Below are 19718 nucleotides of genomic sequence, written 5' to 3' on the forward strand. Positions count from 1 at the left end.
ATGGCAGATACTCAATACTACGGCACAGGCCGCCGCAAAAGTTCTACTGCTCGTGTGTTCCTACGTCCAGGCACAGGTAGCATTAAAGTAAACCAACGCGCTCTTGACGAGTACTTTGGTCGTGAAACAGAGTGCATGGTTGTTCGTCAGCCACTTGAACTTGTTGAAATGACTGAAAAGTTTGACGTTTACGTCACTGTAAAAGGTGGTGGTTCTAACGGTCAAGCGGGCGCAATCCGTCACGGTCTTACTCGTGCTCTTATGGAGTATGATGAAGCGCTACGTCCAGCCCTTCGTAAAGCTGGCTTCGTTACTCGTGACGCACGTCGCGTTGAACGTAAGAAAGTTGGTCTTCACAAAGCGCGTAAGCGTCCTCAATTCTCAAAGCGTTAATTTTTACGCTTTTTGTATTGCAAAAACCCGGCTTATGCCGGGTTTTTTATTTTTGCTTTCACAAGTGATTTTATAACAAAGGTTTAATTTCTACGCCTTATCCCATCAAATATACCTCAAAACCTTGATTTTAGAGGTTTACCTCGCTAAACCTTATCATACCTTTTGAATTAAATTATCGCTTAAATAGCAGTAAAACCTTGTGTTTATAAGGGCTTTTCTTTTATCATTTGCGGTCGAAAATTTTGAAAACTTTCGTGACTTCGTGAACTAGCAAAATTTTGCTGTAGCGTCGCTATCATGACAAGCCATATGATGCATGACTCAAGCGTGACAAAACCAGTATAAGCTTGGGTTACACATCATAATTATCCAAACCTGGAGAAATGTGGATGAGCAATGTATCTGTAGATGCAACAGAGTCTGCACACAATGAAAACCAGCCAGAAAACAACACTCGTCGTCGGTTCTTGACCGTTGCCACGTCGGTAGTTGGTGGTGTAGGTGTCGTTGGTGCTGCTGTGCCTTTTATTGCGTCCTGGAATCCAAGCGCCAAAGCGAAAGCCGCTGGTGCTGACGTTGAAGTAGATATCAGCGGGATTGAACCTGGACAGTTAGTACGTGTAATGTGGCGAAGCAAGCCAGTATGGATTGTTCGTCGCACGCCAGAAATTCTTGAAGAATTAGGCGCACACGAAGATAAGCTGAAAGATCCTAACTCTGAAGCTGAGCAGCAGCCAACTTTTGCTCAAAATCGTTTCCGTTCAATGAAAGAAGAATACCTGATTCTTGTTGGTATTTGTACGCACTTAGGTTGCTCTCCACAGCACCTCAAAGATGGCGCGTTTGAAGAATACGTTGAAGGTGTACCTGATGGTTTCTTCTGCCCATGCCACGGTTCTAAGTTTGATATGGCGGGACGTGTATTCCAAAACGTACCGGCACCTTTAAACCTAGTAGTGCCGCCTTATCAGTTCGTTGATGATACAAATATCATCATTGGTTCAGAAGCGGAGGCTTAATTATTATGAACGCTTTTCTAGGTTGGATTGAAGACCGCATCCCATTGATGCGCGTTGCAAACATGCACGCTATTCAATACCCAGCGCCAAAGAACATGAACTTTTGGTATGTGTTCGGATTCCTAGCTACTATCGTTTTGGTAAACCAAATTGTTACTGGTATTTGGTTAACCATGAATTTCGTTCCTTCTTCAGAAGGCGCTTTCGCTTCTGTTGAATACATCATGCGTGAAATCGACTACGGTTGGATTATCCGCTATATGCACAGTACTGGCGCATCGGCGTTCTTTATCGTTGTATACATGCATATGTTCCGTGGCATGATTTACGGTTCTTATCAGAAGCCTCGTGAACTTCTATGGGTGTTCGGTATGTTTATCTACCTAGCGCTTATGGCGGAAGCATTCATGGGCTATGTACTACCATGGGGACAAATGTCTTATTGGGGTGCTCAGGTAATCGTTTCGCTATTCGGCGCAATCCCTGTTGTAGGCCCTGACCTTGTTGTTTGGTTACAGGGTGACTATGTTATCTCTGGCGCTACACTTAACCGTTTCTTTGCACTTCACGTAATTGCACTGCCTTTGGTTATTGTTATCCTTGTGTTCCTTCACATTATCGCACTTCACGAAGTGGGTTCTAACAACCCCGACGGTGTTGCGATTAAACACAAGAAAGGTTCACTACCTGAGTCTGAAAAGACTAAATATGAAATCCACGAGTACTACACAAGCAAATACGACATCGCTGATGACGTGTTACCGTTCTTCCCACACATCGTGCTTAAAGACCTTGTGGCGTTCTGTGTGTTCCTAGCACTATTTACTTATGTACTGTTCTTCGCGCCAGAAATGGGCGGTAAGTTCTTGGAACATCCTAACTTTGAAATTGCTAACCCGCTGAAGACACCTGAGCACATCTTCCCAGTGTGGTACTTCACGCCGTTCTATGCGATTTTGAAAGCGGTACCTGACAAGTTGTTCGGTGTACTAGCAATGTTTGGTGCGATTGCTGCGCTATTTGCTCTACCTTGGGTTGACCGTGGTCGCGTTAAATCATGGCGCTATCGCTGTGGCTTGCACAAAGTGAACCTAATCGTGTTTGCAATTGTGTTTATCTTCCTGGGTTATCTAGGTGGTACGCCACAAGAAAACTGGAAAATTGTAGCGTCGCAGGTTGCGACCATCATGTACTTCGGTTTCTTCATTGCACTGTTCTTGTACAGCAAAAACGAAAACACTAAACCTGTGCCAGAGAGGATTCCTAAATGAAAAAAATGATGTGCTTTTTAGCCTTCTTCCTACCTGGCGTAGCGCTTGCGGCAGGTGGTAACGTGCACTTAGACAAGGCGCCTATCGATTTAACCGATAAGGCATCTTTACAGCGCGGTGCTCAATTGTTTATGAACTACTGCTTGGGCTGTCACTCTATGAAGTATCAGCGCTATCAGCGTTCATTCCAAGACTTGGGTATTCCTGATGAACTTGGTCAAGAGTATCTCCAGTTTACGGGTGAAAAGGTGGCTGACTATATCACTCGTGCCATGCCTGAAGAGGCAGCTGCAGGTTGGTTTGGTGCTGCGCCACCAGATCTTACGCTAGTTGCTCGCGTTCGTGGTGAAGATTGGATTTACACCTATCTGCGCTCTTTTTATGTAGATGAGAGCCGCCCGTTTGGTGTGAACAACACTGTATTCCCAGAAGTGGGCATGCCACACGTACTTCAACCACTTCAAGGTACGCCTACTCGTACTTACGAAGAGCAAATGGTTGATGGTGAAATGGTTAAGCGTTTTGTAGGCATCAAGTCAGATGGCACTGGCGCCATGTCTCCTGACGAATACGACCAAGCCGTTGCCGATATCGTGAACTTCCTTGAGTACACGGGTGAGCCTTCAAAACTTGAATCTCACAAAATTGGTAAGTGGGTACTTATCTTTATCGCAGTATTGTTTGTATTTGTTTACTTACTGAAGAAAGAATACTGGCGAGAAGTGCACTAATCGCACAGATTTATGTATAATATGAAAAGGGGGCGTCTCGCCCCCTTTTTTGGTATTTATTCGTGCTACCTGAAAGCGTCTAAGACAAGCGCTTTCAGGTAGCACGAATTAACGTAATAAGCTTACCGTTTGTAAGCATAAACTTGTTTCTCGACGGAGGAAATTGAATGGCCGTAGCCGCGAATAAACGTTCTATTATGACGTTGTTCTCTGACACAATTGATATTTACAGCCACCAGGCACGTATTGTGTTGGCAGAAAAAGGTGTGGGTGTTGAAATCAGCTTCACAGATCCTAGCAACCTGTCTGAAGATCTGTTGGAGCTAAACCCTTACGGTACTGTTCCAACCCTAGTTGACCGTGAACTTGTACTTTATAAGTCTCACATCATCATGGAATACCTTGATGAGCGTTTTCCACATCCACCATTAATGCCTGTTTATCCTGTATCACGTGGTCAAAGCCGTCTGATGATGCACCGCATTGAGCAAGATTGGTACTCACTGGCTGCGCGCATTTTCCGTGGTGAGGGTGATGTAGAGGCAGCACGAAATGAACTGCGTGAAGCATTGTTATCACTAGCACCTGTGTTTGGTGAAATGCCTTACTTCATGAGCGAAGAGTTTAGTTTGGTCGACTGCTACCTTGCTCCGCTACTATGGCGTTTACCAGCACTTGGTATCGAGCTTAACGGTGCAGGCAGCAAAGAAATTAATGCTTATATGAATCGCATTTTCTCTCGCAGTTCGTTTAAAGCGTCTTTGACTGACCAAGAGCGCGAGATTCACAACCCGTTATGACATCTATGACGTCAAACCAGCCCTATTTGCTTAGGGCGTTCTATGAGTGGATTGTTGATAATGACTTAACGCCGTATATTGTGGTCGATGCAACCAACGAACTGGTAGAAGTACCGCAAGAGTTCGTTAAAGATGGTCAAATCGTCTTGAATGTATCACCAAGTGCGTGTGTTAATTTCTCCCTTGATTTAGATGGCTTATCGTTTCAAGCGCGTTTTTCTGGGCAACCAAGAAGACTAAGCATGCCATGTGAAGCAATTATAGCGATTTATGCAAGGGAAAACGGTGCGGGTACCGTGTTTGCAACAGAGGAAGATGTGGCACGAGCACAGCAAGACAGTGCGGACACATCTGAAAATGCATCTCAGCCTAGCGGCCCAACGTCGCTTGAAGACGCTGATGCAAGCGACGTCAAAGACGCGCCTGTTCCACCTAAAAAGGGTAAACCTACTCTCAAGGTTATTAAATAGCTTATTAATTAGCTCATTAAATAGCTTGTCAAATAATGTATTAGCCTGGTTTTGTGAAGTTTATCTACTCAGCAAAGCCAGCGCTTATCTTTCTTATTCCCTTAAGTTTCATCTCCGGTTCTCCCTTTCGCACAAAAGTAAAAACACCCCATTACCTGCGTAATAGGGCGCTTTAACGTGGCATTGCCGTTTACCAGTTAACGGGTTCGCGTTATCACAACACGACTTGTCGGAAAATCAAAGCGATGGGCTTCGGTTAGTACGGACGTTGACAAACCTTCACGGCTTGGGTCATTTGCGTTTGCACTGGTTACCACACCTTGATGGAGCCTTACTGCATCGGCAAGGTCGTCCCTAACTACATCATAACCCGCTGCCTCTCCGCCACCACCAGCTGCACTAGCAGCAGGGCCAGGCATAGTGGTAGCGGTTTCTGTGTTTGCTTCGGTACCAGCGTCCCAGGTCACTGTCATGAACGTTTTTGTATCACCAACCGCCATGTTACTTACATTAGCAGCGTTTAAGCCGGTGAACGCGTCGTTAGTGTTGACCAGCATGGTGGTTACCGTAAGGCGTAAGTCGTCAGCATCGAGTTCCGGAACCACAAGGGTTAGTTCTGTGCCCATTGAGCGAGGGCCCAATATGCCTCCAGAGTTTTGCGCATCCAAAAAGTCCGTGGAGTCCATGGCTTCAGTAATGACCATAGACGGGTCACCGCCCTCAGCCATAATTTCAATGCCCATGCTGGCTGGCTCGCCCTCACTAAATGAATGGAAGCCTGACTCGTGTAAAATGACGGCGGCAGGTGCAAAGGGCTGAGAGTAAGTTAAGTTGGTAATTTGAACTGTGTAAACCGCTGAATTACCGTTGCTACCGTCTTGCCCGTTCGAACCGTCTTGGCCGTCTGCGCCATCGGCACCATCTTGACCGTCGACTCCAGCTTCACCTTGAGGACCAGCTGGCCCTTGAGGTCCTGTATCACCATCATCGCCGCACGCCGCTAAAAGAGCCGATAGCATCAATAACGTACTGAGTTTTACTATTTTATTAGTCATTTTAATGGCTCCTTAAGATGCAGGAACAGTTATAACAACACGTGCAACGGGGTTTAACCAACGGTGTACGGTAGAGTCCAGATCACTGGCACCAGCGGCGCTATCAGTATCGCCAAGCGCATTGCGGTGGATGTGTACTGGGCCATCTTCACCATCTTCTATTTCACCGTTAACTACCTGTGCCGCCACACCTGTGCCGCCCGTACCTAAATCGACGATACGAGTAGGCGCACCGCCGCCAGCGACACCAGGAACACCATATCCACCCAGCGCATTTCCTGTACCAGCTTCAACGACGTCAGTACGAGCACTATTTAGCTCATCGTTTAACTCAGTGCCAGCATCGTACGCATTAAGATAATACGTATAGGTGCCAGGCTCAGTAGGGATTTCAATACTGTCCATACCTACAAAGGCATCATTAGTCGGTATCAGCATAGACAGCAGTGAAAGATAAGGCTTGTCCATTGTGTCGAACGGATAACTTAATGTTGCTTTCGGGGCTAGAAGGCCGCCAAAACGATGCCATGTGTTTGAGCCATTGTCTGTATCGACAGGGCCCAATAACGCCTCAAAGTTAGCGCCGCTTGAATCAGCGTTTTGCTCATCATCAATAACCCCCGCTTCAGCAAGCCACGCTAACGCCGATGAAGCTGGCTGTCCGACCTCAAAAGCGTCAACTGTGTCATCGTGAGCTATGACTAAGCGCGGCGTAAAGCTTTGCGCCTGGGTTAAGTTAGTAATTTCAACATCTAATATAACGGCTTGGCTTACGGAAATTGTTGCAAGCGACAGTAGGGTAGCGCTAGCAAGTTTAGTGAATTTCATTTTATTGTCCTTGTTTATGGCTTAAATCGCATAAGAATTTAGGGCAGTAAAATTTTTAATTCATCACAGAACTATCACAAAAAAAACACAGTTTTGTATCGCTAAATGACGATATTGTTAAAAATTTTTGGTGCTTATTTATCAATCAAAAAATTGTTATTAATGTGAAATAAAAACACGAAGGGTCGGGTCTTGTTTTTTATTGGCGAATTAGGAGCGAGTTATGATCCTTATCATCTACACTGGAAATAAGTTTCAACAAAATATATCGCAATGCTTAAGTAAGCATAGTTTTCTTTACGACGCAGTCTCTAATTTTCAATCCGCAGAGTCGTTGCTTAAGGCGCAGCAGTATTCACTTATTATTGTTGAATCGCACAGTAATACTATGTGCCTGCAGCGTATTAAAACTCTTGTAGACGCTAATACCGAAAGCTGGGTAGTGGCTGTTGAAAGTGATATGTCTCTAGCAGATAAGGTCTACACAGAGGTAGATGAGGCAAATTATTATGAAGCGGGTGTTGATGACTACTTTACTGGTGCGTTTGACGAACGTATGTTTTCAGCACGTATTCGCTCTCATATGCGTAGAAGTATGCCTAACCACGAAAACACGAGAGCTTCCGGTGGTAGTGACGAGCGTATCGAGATAGGCCCGCTTAGCGTCGACTTGCGTTATCACAGCGTGACGATTAATGGGCAATTGCTGACACTAACAGCACGAGAATTCACCTTGTTGAATTATTTCTGTCGTCATCCCAATCAGGTTTTTTCTCGCAACCAACTACTTAGCGAGGTGTGGGGCTATAATCACGAAGGGTACGAACATACGGTAAACACCCATATTAATCGTCTACGCACTAAACTTGATAAGGTTAACAGCATTGAAAATGGCGGACAGCTAGTACAAACCGTATGGGGTGTCGGATACAAACTGAATATTAATGGGTATACAGCCAATTCGTTAATTGCCTAAGCGCATAATATCAAAAATTGCTAGATCCTAATTAAGGATGATTGTTTTTTAGGCTTAAATTAAAAACAGCGTTGCCGTACCTAAAAAGGCAAAGATACCAACCACATCGGTTATCGTAGTTAAAATAACGCTTCCAGCAAGCGCTGGGTCTATTTTAAGGCGCTTCATGATCATGGGTAAGGTTGCGCCGGCAAGCGCTGCCGCAATCATGTTTACCATCATCGCAAAGGCGATAATAACGCCCAGCATGTAATCTTGCTTCCAGAGTGCGATAACAGAGGCAATAAGCACAGCCCAAATTGCCCCATTTAAAAAGCCGATAGAGATTTCCTTACTGATAAGCCAACGCGAGTTACTGGCATTTACATGACCGAGCGCCATACCCCGAATAACAAGAGTTAGTGTCTGGTTACCAGCCACGCCGCCCATGCTCGGTACGATAGTATTTAATATAGCTAATACGGCGAGCTGGCTTAGCGTGGCTTCAAATAAGTCACTTACCATTGCAGCCATTAGCGCAGTCACTAAATTAACTGCCAGCCAAACGGAACGGCGTTTAGTACTTTGCATAACAGGCGCAAAGGTATCTTCATCATCATCAAGACCCGCCATACTCATCATTGAGTGTTCAGCGTCTTCACGAATGATATCAACTACGTCATCAATGGTAATTCGCCCCACTAAGCGATGATTTTCATCAACTACCGGCGCTGAAAGCCAATTATAACGCTCAAACAGGCTTGCCACTTCATCATCTGGCATGTTTACCGGAATGGCTTCCGACTCTTCGTCCATAACGTCTGATACTTTGTCGTCAGTGTCAGCAGTGAGCAAACGGGCCACGGGAATAATACCAACTAAATTATCCGTTCTATTAACCACATAGAAGGTGTCTGTATTTTCCGGTAACTCTCCTTTTAAGCGAATGTAGCGAAGAACTACATCAATGGTTACATCTGGACGCAAGGTAATGGTATCGGTGTTCATGATGAAACCAGCGGTTTCTTCACCGTAAGATAGCGCTTGCTCTGCACGTACGCGGTCTTGTGCATCCATTGAATCAAGAATGTCTGCCAACACGGGTTCAGGAAGGCTACTCAGCGTTTCTGCCAAGTCATCGGTATCCATTTCTTCAAGTGCATCAACCACATTGGCGGGGAGCATCTTTGTGATAATACCGTTTCGAACATCATCAGATAGTTCTTCTAAAATATCACCGTGAAAGTCGCTATCAATCAGCTCCCAAAGCTCATCACGAGTCCGGCTGGGGCTCGACTCAAGTATGTGGGCAACATCAGATGGGGGCAATTCGAGCAGAAGCTTACGTACAGATACAAATTGCCCGTTTACTAACGCAGCATTGAGTGTGCGTAGCTGTGTTTGTACGTATTTAGAAACAAGCGCTTCTGCCATAAGGCGTTATTCCTATAGGGTGAAAAAATAAACGGTGCAGGCGTTAACGCCTAAGTGGCCGTAGAGTATCGCAATTATAATGATCCTGTCATGACAATTGCATAGCTTTTGCGCAAGATTTGATAAATACCAGACTGAAAGTATATTAAGTAATCAATTAGACGTGTGACTACTCGTCTTCATTAAACCTGCCTTCTATTAACTGCTCGATAGCAGCAAGCGCGTCTGTGGCATCAACACCGTCAACAATAACATCGACTTGCTCACCCTGATGACTTTCCAGCATCATTAAGCCAAGAACACTACTGGCGTCGGCTTCCTTGTCGCCTTTTTTCAGAATGATCTTGGCGTCAAATTGATTTGCAAGTTTAACAAGCTGTGTAGCTGCTCTAGCATGCAGGCCGAGCTTGTTTACAATAGTGAGCGTTTTTTGAATCGTCATTATTGGTTTAACTCCCTATGGCGAATTTGAACATCTGGATGAATTTCGCCGAAGGTTTTAGATAAAGTCTGAGCGATATATACCGAGCGGTGCTGCCCGCCGGTACACCCTATTGCGACGGTGACATAGCTTCGGTTGTTGCGCTCTAAATGAGGTAGCCATGTGGTTATCAGGTTTTGAATTTGCCAAATGAACTTGGTTACCACTGGTTGTGAGCCTAAGAAGACTTCTACCGGTGCATCAAGGCCAGTAAGGTGCTTAAGGTCGGGCTCCCAATGAGGGTTTGGTAGAAAGCGTGCGTCAAAAACATAGTCGGCGTCTTTTGGTATACCGTGTTTGAAGCCAAATGATTCAAATACCAATACAAGACGAGAGCTTTTTTTACCAAGAATGCGCTCTCGAATTAACTCCGCGAGTTGATGTATTGTTAGCTTATCAGTATCTAAATACAGGTCTGCTCTTTCTACAATAGGCGCAAGTAGTGCAGATTCGGCTTTTATTGCCTCAAAAAGTGATTTGTTAAGTTTGGCGAGAGGATGAAGACGACGGGTTTCGCTAAAGCGTTTGACGAGTACATCGTCGCTTGCGTCGATATAAACAATCGTCATCGACCAAGATGAGGGTAGATAATCAAGTATCTCGACTAGGTCATCAGGGTTCTTAGGTAAATTTCTGACATCAATACTCACCGCGACTTGATCGTATTCATCAACAACCGTGTGAGTGAGGGTAGGGAGTAGATTTACCGGAATGTTGTCAACACAGTAATAGCCTAAATCTTCTAGTGCTCGTAGCGCCACAGATTTACCAGAACCCGAACGACCACTGATTATAATCAGCTTCACCTCATTTCTCCCTAATAGACTGGTTTTATCTTGTTTGCGTTATCGATTGAAACGGCTCAATTGCCCAAATACAAACGGGCATTAGAAATTAACATAATGCAGAGAGGATCTCATCGCTCTTTGTAGCGCGGCGTATTGCCTTAATCGTCTCTTTGTCGCTCAGTTTACCGGCAACTGTTGCCAAGGTTTGTAAATGCCCTTCGGTTTGCTCTTCAGGAACCAGTAAAGCAAAAAATATATCTACCGGCTTTTCATCTAAGGCGTCAAAATCTATAGCCGGTGTACAGGTTACGACAATTGCAATTACTTTATCGAGACCCGCTAAACGTCCGTGAGGCAAGGCAATACCGTTACCGATACCCGTGCTTCCCATACGCTCTCGAGACATTAGACTGTTGAGTACCGTCGCCGAGTCGATGTTCTCATTATTTTTGGCGGCAATATCTGCGATTATCTCAAGAATTCGTTTTTTACTATTACACTGAACCGCACATTCAGTGCGGTCCAGACTTACGATGGCTTGTATGTCCATGCTTAATTAACTACTAATGTTTTTTCAGTTTTTCCTTATGCTTGATTACTTGCCGGTCGAGTTTATCAACCATGCTGTCAATCGCCGCATACATGTCGGTGTTTTCTGAGGATGCGAATACTTCTGCGCCACTTAAATGAACAGTCGCTTCGGCTTTTTGATTTAATTTTTCAACGTTCAGGATGACATGCACATTAGAAATGTGATCAAAGTGACGTTCAAGTTTGCTGAACTTCGTATCGACATAATTACGCAAAGAGTCGGTGATTTCGACATGATGACCAGTAAGGTTGATTTGCATATTTCGTCTTCCTTATATTATAGAGCCCGTTTAAATAAGGCTTTTGCGTTGGTTCGACGGCGGGATCGATAACGATTCCCGGTATTTTGCTATTGTCCGCCGAGCGACTTTTATGCCTTGCTCGGCCAACAATGAAGCAATCTTGCTATCACTTAGCGGCTTGCTAACATTTTCAGCGGCCACCAGCTTCTTGATCAATGCTCGAATAGCGGTGGATGAACACTCACCACCAGACTCTGTCGCAACGTGACTTGAAAAGAAGTACTTCAGTTCAAAAATACCACGTGGTGTGTGCATGTATTTTTGCGTCGTCACACGAGAAATAGTCGATTCGTGCATATCTACCATTTCTGCGACATCATTTAACACCATTGGTTTCATCATTTCCGGGCCGTGCTCGAAAAAACCCATCTGCTGCTGCACAATGCAATTCGCAACCTTCATCAGGGTTTCATTGCGTGACTCTAGGCTCTTTATGAACCACTTGGCTTCTTGCATGTGTGAGCGGATGAATTGAGAGTCGCTACTGTTCTTTGCACGACGACTCATCGCAGCGTACTGTTGATTCACGCTTAATTTAGGCAGGCTGTCGGGGTTTAATTCTACCACCCAACGACCATTCTTTTTGGCGACTGAAACATCAGGAATAACATATTCAGGCTCTTTAGTAACTAAAGCACTACCTGGGCGAGGATTCAAGGTTTGTAACAAACGCATAGCCTCACGCAGCTGATCTTCCTTCAGGCGACTCTTACGCATTAACGTGCGATAGTCTTTGCTACTAAGAAGGTCAGAGTACTCTTCGATTAACTGCTTCGCTTCAGCGAGCCACGGCGTATCGTCTGAAAATTGGCGAAGCTGAACCATTAAACACTCTTGAGGTGTCCGTGAACCAGAACCAATGGGGTCGAACATTTGAATACGCTTTAATACGCACTCTACTTCGTCCATCTCTATAGGCTCTTCTAAGTCATCATCGTTTACCGCATCAAGAATTTCTTCAAGAGAGACGGTTAGATAGCCAGATTCATCAATCGAGTCAATAATCGCCGTTGCAATTGCCCGGTCAGTTTCCGAGAAATGGGTCAGGCGCATCTGCCAAGAAAGGTGTTCTTGAATATCGTCAGTAGTTTCGCCTTGGAAAATCTGTTCATCATCACTTGATGGACCTGGCGCTGGCGCTGAAGATGCGGAATAATACTCATCCCACGTACTGTCGATAGGCAACTCGTCAGGGAGATCGTTTTTTTCTAACGCATCTCCGGCTTCCAGGGTGTCGCTTGATGCAGTAGCAGACGCTTCTGATGCTCCATCATCATTATCGAGATTGTTCTTTTCTGATTGAGGCTCGTCATTACCTTCCTCAACTTCTAACAGTGGGTTAGAGTCAAGCGCCTCTTGAATCTCCTGTTGAAGATCAAGAGTAGACAGCTGCAGCAATTTAATAGCCTGCTGAAGCTGAGGTGTCATGGTAAGTTGTTGGCTAAATTTTAGCTGTAAAGATGGTTTCATCTACGTCTTATTTAAATGCTCTAAATTGAATATACCAGAGCGAAATTGAAAAATGACAATTCGGTTACATTAACTATAGCCTGAATTGTTCGCCTAGGTATACATCCCTTACTTTTTGATTACTTAAAACCTGTTCCGCTGTTCCTTGCGCAATAAGCTCGCCATGACTCACAATGTACGCTTTTTCGCAAACATCCAATGTTTCTCGTACGTTATGGTCAGTGATAAGGATACCAATTCCTCTATCACGAAGATGTTGTATTATCTTCTTTATATCATTAACTGATATTGGATCAACACCAGCGAATGGTTCGTCTAATAAAATAAATTGTGGATTTGCCGCTAACGCTCGTGCTATCTCCACCCGGCGTCGCTCACCACCCGACAAACTCATACCCGCACTATTACGTATATGGTTGATATTAAATTCATCAAGTAGTGCGTCAGCTTCTTCTTCTTGCTGGTGTGAATTTAAATCTTTACGAGTTTGCAAAATTGCCATGATATTTTCGTGAACGGTCAACTTTCTAAATATTGATGCCTCTTGTGGAAGGTAGCCAATTCCGCGGCGTGCGCGCTCATGCATGGGTTGATGAGTGAGCTCGTTTTCGTCAATTTCAATCTTGCCTTTGTCCAGGGGTACCAGACCTACAATCATATAAAACGTGGTGGTCTTACCAGCGCCGTTTGGACCAAGAAGACCAACAATTTGCCCTGTAGAAACAGAAAGGCTAACGTCTCTCACCACTTGACGAGATTTATAAGCCTTAGCAAGGTTAGTTGCGCTAAGAGTGGCCATGGCTATTTGTTGTCCTCACTATCTTTGTCTTGCTTTTTCGATGTTTTACGAATGGTGTCAGGCGTAAATACCGTCGTAACGCGACCTTCACCATCTTCTCCGCTGCCGCCAGTAGCAAGCAATTGCTCGGTAATCATATCAAATGTAATGTTGTCACCTTGCACTTTACTCGTGTCTTGCTGAAGTTCGGCATTGCCAGCGAGAGAAATGGTGCGGTTAATAACCTCGTAACGAATTTCATTGGCTTTTGCCGAAACAGGCGTGCCGTCTTCTAAAGTTTGAGAGTAGCTCGCCGGTTTGCCTCTAGCGATGAAAATTTCACGACCGCTACCTTCACTGGCGATAACTTCAACTTCGTCCGCTTCAATCAGTAGTGAACCCTGTGTGATGAGAACGTCTTCTTTATAAAGTGCAGTCTTGTTTTTCCCATCAATAAACTGGGTGTTTGAACCTATTTTTATGGGCTGCGAAAAGTCGTCTTCGCTCGCGATCACCGCACCGCTAGCGATGGCAAGAAAAAGGCTAGTTGCTAGGGGAATAAGTGGTTTGTACATGATCTAATAGCTCGTATTCTTGTGTGCGTAAATTCGCGTTAAACCCATTGCTCAAAATAACGTACTGAGTACCTTGTATTTCAACGGGCTGGTCAGAAGTCATTTGTTTGGTGTCCAAATTTATTTGAATATATTCGGTTGATAAGCTTTGGACAAAATCATCGCTCGTTTGGTTCTCAATAACAACGCGATTTTCCAGCTGAATAAGCTCGTTGTTGTAGAGTGTGCCTTCTTTAGCCGTAACAACCCAAGGAGACGTTGCATTTTCGGTATAAAGGGTATATCTAGGTTGTTGAAACAAGACAAAACCTAGTTGGTCGTAATGCTCCATTGATTCAGCAAAAACCTTATGGTTCAGCTCCCCCTCTTGATTGTAGAGGGTCGTGGTTAAATTTTTCGCTTTATAAGTGGGCTTTAATGCGTCATTTTCACCACTGCTCTGCGCTTCTGGCTCCTCTTCCATCCATGTTGGTACATACATCAACATCGCTAGAATAAAAAGCGAAGATATACTGAGTCCTAAGCGATTAAAGCCAAATTGGCTCATACACTTGCTCCGAATATTTCATTCGCCACACCCTTGGCTTGTAAAATGGTGTCCGATATTTCACGAACCGCACCAAACCCCCCCGGGAGTGTGGTAATCCAGTTGGCTTGTTTAGCGACAAAAGGATGCGCATCGGCAACCGCAATCTTGACTGCTACATGCTTAAACATACCTGTGTCAGGCATATCATCGCCAACTGCTGCCACGTCATCGGCATTTAGTTCGAGATTTTCCATTAGTGCGCTCAAAGCCTCGGCCTTGTTTTCCTCACCTTGAATAATGTGCGCCACATTCAATGCTTTCATTCTGTTTTCAACAATGGCTGAACGACGACCCGTGATGACAGCGACATTAACATTATGGCTTACCAAGGCTTTGACGCCGTAGCCATCTCGCGTATGAAAGGCCTTTAGTTCTTCGCCCGCATTGCCTAAATAAATTCGGCCATCTGAAAACACACCATCCACATCACATACCAATAATTTAATCTTCGATAGTTGAGTGAAAAGTGTGTCATTCATTTCTGTGTATAAGGTTGCTGGCATTTATAGCACTCCCGCTTTGAGTAGCATATGCATATTAAAGGCTCCCACGGGTATGCGCTGAGAATCTGTTACCATAAGCGCACTGATTTTATGGGCTTCCATCAAGTTAAGCGCCTCTACAGCGAGTTGCTCAGAAGTGGTTGTTTTACCGCCTTTTGTCATTACACTTTCAACCGAGGCACCGTGAACGTCAATACGAGCGTCTAGAATTCGGCGTAAATCACCGTCAGTGAATACACCGGTAAGTGTACCATCAGAGGCAACAACGCCCGTCATCCCAAGGCCTTTTTTGGAAATTTCAAGAAGTGCGTCAGCCACTGAAGCATTCAAACTAACAAGCGGAATATCGCTACCAGTAAGCATGATGTCATGCACTTTAAGCAACAGCTTTCTTCCTAGACTCCCCCCCGGGTGTGACAATGCGAAATCGTCAGACGTGAACCCTTTCTGATCGAGAAGAGCCACAGCAAGCGCATCGCCCATAACTAAGGTGGCCGTGGTGCTTGATGTAGGGGCTAGGCCTAATGAGCAGGCTTCTTTATCCACACTGATATCGAGCACTACATCAGCGTGTTGGCCTAATGAACTTGACGCGCTGTTTGTCATCGCTACCACTTGAATTCCCAGTCTTTTAACGACTGGCAGCAAGTTGACTAATTCGTTTGTTTCACCAGAATTAGAAATAGCTAATAAAACATCACCCTTACTCAACATTCCCAAGTCACCATGATTGGCTTCACCAGGGTGCATGAAAAAAGCGGGTGTGCCTGTACTTGCCAGCGTGGCAGCGATTTTGTTTCCTATATGCCCAGATTTCCCCATTCCGCTAACAACAACTTTTCCCTTGCAGTGGTATAGAATATCGCATGCTGCAATAAAATTGTCGTTTAAACGTTCTGCAAGGTTCGCTATAGCGTGCGTTTCAATGTCGATAACGCGTTTTGCTGAGTCGATATAGTTCATCTGAGTTTGTGTATTCATGATTATCCGAACAGCCAGAATTGGTAGCCAATGAAGCAAGCAAGAAGTATAAATCCATTCGTTCTTGATATTGTACGCTTACCGATTAAATCAAAGCTGAACAAGAATAGCAGTAGCGTTAGTCCAAGCATTACGTACATATCTCGATTATAGACATCTGGATCCAACAAGCCTGGCGCTATTAACCCCGGCATTCCAAGTACGGCGAGCAGGTTGAAGATATTAGAACCAATAATATTACCAAGGGCTAAATCATCCTCACCTTTGAGTACGCCGGCAATGCTTGCAGCAAGTTCTGGAAGGCTGGTGCCAAAAGCAATGATAGTTAAACCAATCACCAAGTCAGATATCCCCATATACCTTGCAATTTCTACAGCGGAGTTCACCAAAAAATGTGCACTCAGGGGCAAAATGACCAGACCCACACCAATCCATATAAGCGCAGATGTATTTGAAACGCCTTTAGGTATTTCGTCAGCTGTTTCAGCTATCAATGGGTCTTCTTTGTCTACTTGTAGCGACAGCCAGGCCATCATGGCTAATACAAAAATAAACAGAGCAAGTAGAATAATGCCCTCGTAAGACTTAAGTTCGCCATCGAACAAAAAGCCGATAGCAATAAGGGAAATAATAAGAAGAGCCGGAAGCTCTCGCTTTAACGTTGTTGATGAAACAAGCAGCGGCTTAACCAATGCTGTTATGCCAAGGACAAGAGCGACGTTGGTAATGTTCGAGCCCAGCGCGTTTCCTACAGCGGTATTCATATTACCATTTACAGAGGCAATGGCGGATACCACGATTTCAGGCGCAGAAGACCCCATAGCGACAATCGTTAAACCGATCATCATAGGTGAAATACCGATGTTCTTTGCTAGCGCTGAAGCACCATAAACAAAACGGTCAGCGCTCCAACTAAGTACAATCAGCCCAATAAGAAAAATGACGATGTTTAAAAGCACAACAACCTGTAATAAAAAGTATTTCGCTAGATTGTCGCAAAAAGAGTGCCATTTGCCTATGCTCGCATTACTTTATTTTTATCAAATGCTGCGAAATGGTAAAAACCTGTGTTAAATGAAGAGTAAATCGACAAATTAGTCCTCGTTCGTTGCCTTTGATTGGCAGCGATAGCAGCAACACTGCATGTTGGTGTTCAGTTTCCATTAACAAACTATCAAATACGATAGACGTGCTCACTCACTTTCGACTTGTTGTCTTATATAAGAAGTGCGCTTGAGCGCGCGTGACCTTACATTCGTCTTAATCGAACATAACTTGTAACTTTTTGACTTTTGCGAGGGGCTTGAAAAAGCGTACAATGACACTAAATCACATCGCCCAGCCACGACTTTTTACCAATCGTGTTGATAAACTACACTGCCGAGTAAACTTTATTGGTATTATGTGTTCTTAAAGTAAACTCAAGAGTATACATTTACAGTAAAATGTTTAAGGCATAGAAATTGAATACGCTAGGCAACCTATTCAATTACTCTTTTAAAAGTGCAGTGTGGGTGAAATTTTTACAGCCACTTTCTTTCGTCAGGGGTCGACATTTAAGTACTTATGGATCATTTAGTTGAAGTAGATAACCTAACTTTCAAGCGTGCTGACCGCGTTATATATGACGGCATTTCGCTCAAAGTACCCAAAGGTAAAATTACTGCGGTAATGGGGCCTAGTGGTATAGGTAAAACAACGTTGCTGCGCCTTATTGGCGGGCAGTTAACGCCAGATGAAGGCGACGTGAGATTCGATGGTGACTCGATTGTTTCTATGTCGAGAAAGTCCCTTTACAACACGCGCCGAAGAATGAGTATGCTGTTTCAGAGCGGCGCACTTTTCACCGACATGAGCGTGTTCGACAATGTTGCGTTTCCGCTTCGCGAGCATACCAAGTTATCTGAAGATATTATCGCGACCATTGTCGCTTTAAAGCTACAGGCTGTGGGATTGCGCGGTGCTGCTCAACTTATGCCAAGCGAATTATCTGGTGGTATGGCGCGCAGGGCTGCACTTGCAAGAGCGATAGCGCTTGATCCTGATTTAATCATGTATGACGAGCCATTTGCAGGCCAAGACCCTATTTCCATGGGGGTCTTAGTAAAGCTTATTCGTGAGCTTAACGATGCGCTTAGCCTAACAAGTATCGTTGTTACTCATGACGTAACCGAAGTACTCACTATTGCAGATTATATTTATATACTGGCTGATAAGCGCGTAATAGGTGAGGGTACGGCTCAAGAAATCAAAGAAAGTGATTCTGAGCTGGTACAACAGTTCTTAAAAGGTAAAGCAGATGGTCCAGTGCCATTTCACTACCCTGCACCTGATTTGAAAACGAGTTTTTTGGGGGGCGATAAATGAAGTACTTCCAGTCAGTCGGTGCAAAAACGATCGCTAAAATAACTTCAATTGGACGTGCCACATTAATGCTGTTCGGTGCGCTAGTGGCAGTTCCTCGCGTTAAAAATATTCCGTTAGTGATCAAGCAGCTTTATGTTGTAGGCGTGCAGTCGCTCCTAATTATCATGGTATCTGGTTTGTTCATTGGCATGGTAATGGCGCTCCAAGGCTATACAATTTTGGTTGATTATGGCGCTGAAGGAAGCTTAGGTCCTATGGTGGCTTTGTCGCTACTGCGGGAACTGGGCCCAGTTGTGACTGCATTGTTGTTTGCTGGTCGTGCTGGCTCAGCGTTGACAGCTGAAATAGGCTTAATGAAAGCCACAGAGCAATTAAGCAGCTTAGAAATGATGGCAGTAGATCCGCTTAGGCGTATTGTGGCTCCTCGCTTTTGGGCTGGAATGATTGCCATGCCAATGCTGGCGATTATTTTTAGCGCCATTGGTATCCTAGGCGGGCATTTGGTCGGCGTGGATTGGTTGGGCGTTGATGCGGGCAGCTATTGGTCAATTATGCAATCAACAGTAGATTGGAACCAAGATGTCATAAACGGCGTAATAAAAAGCCTCGTGTTTGCCTTAGTTGTGACGTGGATTGCCATATTTAAAGGTTACGATTCTATTCCAACATCGGAAGGGATCAGCAAAGCGACCACTGAAACAGTGGTCTATTCATCATTAGCAGTATTAGGGCTGGACTTCGTGCTTACCGCCCTTATGTTTGGTATCGAGTAGGGGTTAGGAATGAGTAAGTATAAAACGGAAGTGATGGTTGGTATGTTTGTCATGCTTACTATAGGTGCATTGTTATTATTAGCGCTTAAAGTGGCAAATCAAACGGTAGCGACCGAAGGTGACACCTACACGTTATATGCAAAGTTCGACAATATTGGCGGGCTGAAACCGAGATCTGCAGTAAAAGTAGGTGGTGTTACGGTTGGTCGTGTGTCGTCAATTTCTTTGGATCAGGAAGATTTCACTCCTGTGGTAGAGCTATCTATCCTCAACGAATACAACGGCTTTCCTGAAACCAGTTCGGTATCTATTTTGACTTCAGGCCTATTAGGCGAGCAGTACGTTGGTTTTCAGCCAGGGTTCTCGTTTGACGGTGTGGCAAACTTACAAGATGGCGATTACCTGCAAGATACGAAGTCAGCGCTGGTTCTTGAAGATTTGATTGGTCAGTTCTTGTTTAACCGCGGTAGTGACGAAAACTAACCATTGCCCATTATATTGCTTGCACTGCATACAGTTACCAATGAATTACAGCAACTTGATGAAACTAATTTGACGGTA

At 44.6% G+C, this 19718-nt stretch carries 24 protein-coding genes; 10 read left to right on the forward strand and 14 right to left on the reverse strand.

All coding sequences use genetic code 11. The annotated features are described in order from the left end of the window. From rpsI to GVO62_RS07385, 6 genes are all read left to right on the forward strand, one after another. On the forward strand, positions 1-393 hold the full coding sequence (gene rpsI, locus GVO62_RS07360) for a 30S ribosomal protein S9 (protein WP_025256473.1): 393 nt from the start codon (positions 1-3) through the stop codon (positions 391-393). 392 nt (positions 394-785) lie between these two features. Next, on the forward strand, positions 786-1415 hold the full coding sequence (petA, locus tag GVO62_RS07365; RefSeq protein WP_105930682.1) for a ubiquinol-cytochrome c reductase iron-sulfur subunit: 630 nt from the start codon (positions 786-788) through the stop codon (positions 1413-1415). Between the two features lie 5 nt (positions 1416-1420). After that, on the forward strand, positions 1421-2686 hold the full coding sequence (locus GVO62_RS07370) for a cytochrome b (RefSeq protein WP_159118408.1): 1266 nt from the start codon (positions 1421-1423) through the stop codon (positions 2684-2686). Then, on the forward strand, positions 2683-3417 hold the full coding sequence (locus GVO62_RS07375; protein WP_159118409.1) for a cytochrome c1: 735 nt from the start codon (positions 2683-2685) through the stop codon (positions 3415-3417). The genes GVO62_RS07370 and GVO62_RS07375 overlap by 4 nt, the downstream gene beginning before the upstream one ends. 167 nt (positions 3418-3584) lie before the next feature. Further along, the gene (gene sspA / locus GVO62_RS07380) at positions 3585-4217 is read left to right on the forward strand and encodes a stringent starvation protein SspA (RefSeq protein WP_159118410.1); all 633 of its coding nucleotides are present in this window, start codon (positions 3585-3587) and stop codon (positions 4215-4217) included. Then, positions 4214-4687, forward strand: coding sequence for a ClpXP protease specificity-enhancing factor (locus GVO62_RS07385; RefSeq protein ID WP_120960770.1), 474 nt, complete (start codon positions 4214-4216; stop codon positions 4685-4687). Before sspA ends, GVO62_RS07385 begins: the two co-directional genes overlap by 4 nt. A gap of 197 nt (positions 4688-4884) precedes the next feature. Here the strand turns inward: GVO62_RS07385 and GVO62_RS07390 are convergent, their stop codons facing one another. Next, entirely contained in the window at positions 4885-5742 is an 858-nt protein-coding gene (locus tag GVO62_RS07390; RefSeq protein WP_159118411.1) for a spondin domain-containing protein, read from the reverse strand. 12 nt (positions 5743-5754) lie between these two features. After that, positions 5755-6570, reverse strand: a complete 816-nt coding sequence (locus GVO62_RS07395; RefSeq protein WP_159118412.1) for a spondin domain-containing protein — start codon at positions 6568-6570, stop codon at positions 5755-5757. 223 nt (positions 6571-6793) lie between these two features. Here GVO62_RS07395 and GVO62_RS07400 point away from each other — a divergent pair, with 223 nt between their 5' ends. Then, positions 6794-7546 (forward strand): winged helix-turn-helix transcriptional regulator, encoded by a 753-nt coding sequence (locus tag GVO62_RS07400; protein ID WP_159118413.1) that lies wholly within the window; start codon positions 6794-6796, stop codon positions 7544-7546. A 54-nt stretch (positions 7547-7600) separates the two neighbouring features. On the opposite strand, the gene mgtE is transcribed toward GVO62_RS07400, so the two are convergent. The 12 genes from mgtE to GVO62_RS07460 all read right to left on the reverse strand — a co-directional run bounded on the left by mgtE (position 7601) and on the right by GVO62_RS07460 (position 16976). Beyond that, positions 7601-8959 carry a magnesium transporter gene (mgtE, locus tag GVO62_RS07405; protein ID WP_159118414.1) on the reverse strand — a complete coding sequence of 453 codons (1359 nt, stop codon included), beginning with the start codon at positions 8957-8959 and terminating at the stop codon, positions 7601-7603. 169 nt (positions 8960-9128) lie between these two features. After that, the gene (locus tag GVO62_RS07410) at positions 9129-9401 is read right to left on the reverse strand and encodes an HPr family phosphocarrier protein (RefSeq protein ID WP_159118415.1); all 273 of its coding nucleotides are present in this window, start codon (positions 9399-9401) and stop codon (positions 9129-9131) included. Next, entirely contained in the window at positions 9401-10246 is an 846-nt protein-coding gene (gene rapZ / locus GVO62_RS07415) for an RNase adapter RapZ (RefSeq protein ID WP_105930672.1), read from the reverse strand. The genes GVO62_RS07410 and rapZ overlap by 1 nt, the downstream gene beginning before the upstream one ends. Positions 10247-10334: 88 nt before the next feature. Further along, positions 10335-10778 (reverse strand): PTS IIA-like nitrogen regulatory protein PtsN, encoded by a 444-nt coding sequence (gene ptsN / locus GVO62_RS07420; RefSeq protein WP_159118416.1) that lies wholly within the window; start codon positions 10776-10778, stop codon positions 10335-10337. 13 nt (positions 10779-10791) lie between these two features. Continuing rightward, the gene (gene hpf, locus GVO62_RS07425) at positions 10792-11079 is read right to left on the reverse strand and encodes a ribosome hibernation promoting factor (protein ID WP_012517338.1); all 288 of its coding nucleotides are present in this window, start codon (positions 11077-11079) and stop codon (positions 10792-10794) included. Positions 11080-11109: 30 nt separating this feature from the next. Then, complete coding sequence (locus GVO62_RS07430; protein ID WP_159118417.1) at positions 11110-12591, reverse strand: RNA polymerase factor sigma-54; 1482 nt, start codon at positions 12589-12591, stop codon at positions 11110-11112. A 73-nt stretch (positions 12592-12664) separates the two neighbouring features. Next, positions 12665-13390, reverse strand: a complete 726-nt coding sequence (gene lptB, locus GVO62_RS07435; RefSeq protein ID WP_105930669.1) for an LPS export ABC transporter ATP-binding protein — start codon at positions 13388-13390, stop codon at positions 12665-12667. A gap of 2 nt (positions 13391-13392) precedes the next feature. After that, complete coding sequence (gene lptA / locus GVO62_RS07440; RefSeq protein ID WP_159118418.1) at positions 13393-13944, reverse strand: lipopolysaccharide transport periplasmic protein LptA; 552 nt, start codon at positions 13942-13944, stop codon at positions 13393-13395. Beyond that, the gene (gene lptC, locus GVO62_RS07445) at positions 13913-14491 is read right to left on the reverse strand and encodes an LPS export ABC transporter periplasmic protein LptC (RefSeq protein WP_159118419.1); all 579 of its coding nucleotides are present in this window, start codon (positions 14489-14491) and stop codon (positions 13913-13915) included. The genes lptA and lptC overlap by 32 nt, the downstream gene beginning before the upstream one ends. After that, positions 14488-15036 (reverse strand): 3-deoxy-manno-octulosonate-8-phosphatase KdsC, encoded by a 549-nt coding sequence (gene kdsC, locus GVO62_RS07450; RefSeq protein WP_120960760.1) that lies wholly within the window; start codon positions 15034-15036, stop codon positions 14488-14490. Before kdsC ends, lptC begins: the two co-directional genes overlap by 4 nt. Next, the gene (locus tag GVO62_RS07455; RefSeq protein ID WP_159118420.1) at positions 15037-16017 is read right to left on the reverse strand and encodes a KpsF/GutQ family sugar-phosphate isomerase; all 981 of its coding nucleotides are present in this window, start codon (positions 16015-16017) and stop codon (positions 15037-15039) included. 2 nt (positions 16018-16019) lie between these two features. Next, positions 16020-16976, reverse strand: a complete 957-nt coding sequence (locus tag GVO62_RS07460; protein WP_159118421.1) for a calcium/sodium antiporter — start codon at positions 16974-16976, stop codon at positions 16020-16022. Positions 16977-17583: 607 nt separating this feature from the next. Between GVO62_RS07460 and mlaF the strand changes: the two genes are divergently transcribed. Genes mlaF through mlaD form a run of 3 tightly spaced genes read left to right on the forward strand, consistent with a single transcriptional unit; the run spans position 17584 to position 19640 of the window. After that, complete coding sequence (gene mlaF / locus GVO62_RS07465; RefSeq protein WP_105930663.1) at positions 17584-18384, forward strand: phospholipid ABC transporter ATP-binding protein MlaF; 801 nt, start codon at positions 17584-17586, stop codon at positions 18382-18384. Further along, the gene (mlaE, locus tag GVO62_RS07470) at positions 18381-19157 is read left to right on the forward strand and encodes a lipid asymmetry maintenance ABC transporter permease subunit MlaE (protein ID WP_105930662.1); all 777 of its coding nucleotides are present in this window, start codon (positions 18381-18383) and stop codon (positions 19155-19157) included. The genes mlaF and mlaE overlap by 4 nt, the downstream gene beginning before the upstream one ends. Before the next feature lie 9 nt (positions 19158-19166). Continuing rightward, entirely contained in the window at positions 19167-19640 is a 474-nt protein-coding gene (gene mlaD / locus GVO62_RS07475) for an outer membrane lipid asymmetry maintenance protein MlaD (protein ID WP_105930661.1), read from the forward strand. Positions 19641-19718 lie beyond the last annotated feature (78 nt).

Source organism: Alteromonas sp. KUL150, assembly GCF_009811475.1.
Lineage (GTDB): Bacteria > Pseudomonadota > Gammaproteobacteria > Enterobacterales > Alteromonadaceae > Alteromonas > Alteromonas gracilis.

Excerpts from the sequence above, each read along its gene's own strand:
- rpsI (WP_025256473.1), top strand. The coding sequence starts at position 1 with ATGGCAGATACTCAATACTACGGCACAGGCCGCCGCAAAAGTTCTACT.
- petA (WP_105930682.1), top strand. The coding sequence starts at position 786 with ATGAGCAATGTATCTGTAGATGCAACAGAGTCTGCACACAATGAAAAC.
- GVO62_RS07370 (WP_159118408.1), top strand. The coding sequence starts at position 1,421 with ATGAACGCTTTTCTAGGTTGGATTGAAGACCGCATCCCATTGATGCGC.
- GVO62_RS07375 (WP_159118409.1), top strand. The coding sequence starts at position 2,683 with ATGAAAAAAATGATGTGCTTTTTAGCCTTCTTCCTACCTGGCGTAGCG.
- sspA (WP_159118410.1), top strand. The coding sequence starts at position 3,585 with ATGGCCGTAGCCGCGAATAAACGTTCTATTATGACGTTGTTCTCTGAC.
- GVO62_RS07385 (WP_120960770.1), top strand. The coding sequence starts at position 4,214 with ATGACATCTATGACGTCAAACCAGCCCTATTTGCTTAGGGCGTTCTAT.
- GVO62_RS07390 (WP_159118411.1), bottom strand. The coding sequence starts at position 5,742 with ATGACTAATAAAATAGTAAAACTCAGTACGTTATTGATGCTATCGGCT.
- GVO62_RS07395 (WP_159118412.1), bottom strand. The coding sequence starts at position 6,570 with ATGAAATTCACTAAACTTGCTAGCGCTACCCTACTGTCGCTTGCAACA.
- GVO62_RS07400 (WP_159118413.1), top strand. The coding sequence starts at position 6,794 with ATGATCCTTATCATCTACACTGGAAATAAGTTTCAACAAAATATATCG.
- mgtE (WP_159118414.1), bottom strand. The coding sequence starts at position 8,959 with ATGGCAGAAGCGCTTGTTTCTAAATACGTACAAACACAGCTACGCACA.
- GVO62_RS07410 (WP_159118415.1), bottom strand. The coding sequence starts at position 9,401 with ATGACGATTCAAAAAACGCTCACTATTGTAAACAAGCTCGGCCTGCAT.
- ptsN (WP_159118416.1), bottom strand. The coding sequence starts at position 10,778 with ATGGACATACAAGCCATCGTAAGTCTGGACCGCACTGAATGTGCGGTT.
- hpf (WP_012517338.1), bottom strand. The coding sequence starts at position 11,079 with ATGCAAATCAACCTTACTGGTCATCATGTCGAAATCACCGACTCTTTG.
- GVO62_RS07430 (WP_159118417.1), bottom strand. The coding sequence starts at position 12,591 with ATGAAACCATCTTTACAGCTAAAATTTAGCCAACAACTTACCATGACA.
- lptB (WP_105930669.1), bottom strand. The coding sequence starts at position 13,390 with ATGGCCACTCTTAGCGCAACTAACCTTGCTAAGGCTTATAAATCTCGT.
- lptA (WP_159118418.1), bottom strand. The coding sequence starts at position 13,944 with ATGTACAAACCACTTATTCCCCTAGCAACTAGCCTTTTTCTTGCCATC.
- lptC (WP_159118419.1), bottom strand. The coding sequence starts at position 14,491 with ATGAGCCAATTTGGCTTTAATCGCTTAGGACTCAGTATATCTTCGCTT.
- kdsC (WP_120960760.1), bottom strand. The coding sequence starts at position 15,036 with ATGCCAGCAACCTTATACACAGAAATGAATGACACACTTTTCACTCAA.
- GVO62_RS07455 (WP_159118420.1), bottom strand. The coding sequence starts at position 16,017 with ATGAATACACAAACTCAGATGAACTATATCGACTCAGCAAAACGCGTT.
- mlaF (WP_105930663.1), top strand. The coding sequence starts at position 17,584 with ATGGATCATTTAGTTGAAGTAGATAACCTAACTTTCAAGCGTGCTGAC.
- mlaE (WP_105930662.1), top strand. The coding sequence starts at position 18,381 with ATGAAGTACTTCCAGTCAGTCGGTGCAAAAACGATCGCTAAAATAACT.
- mlaD (WP_105930661.1), top strand. The coding sequence starts at position 19,167 with ATGAGTAAGTATAAAACGGAAGTGATGGTTGGTATGTTTGTCATGCTT.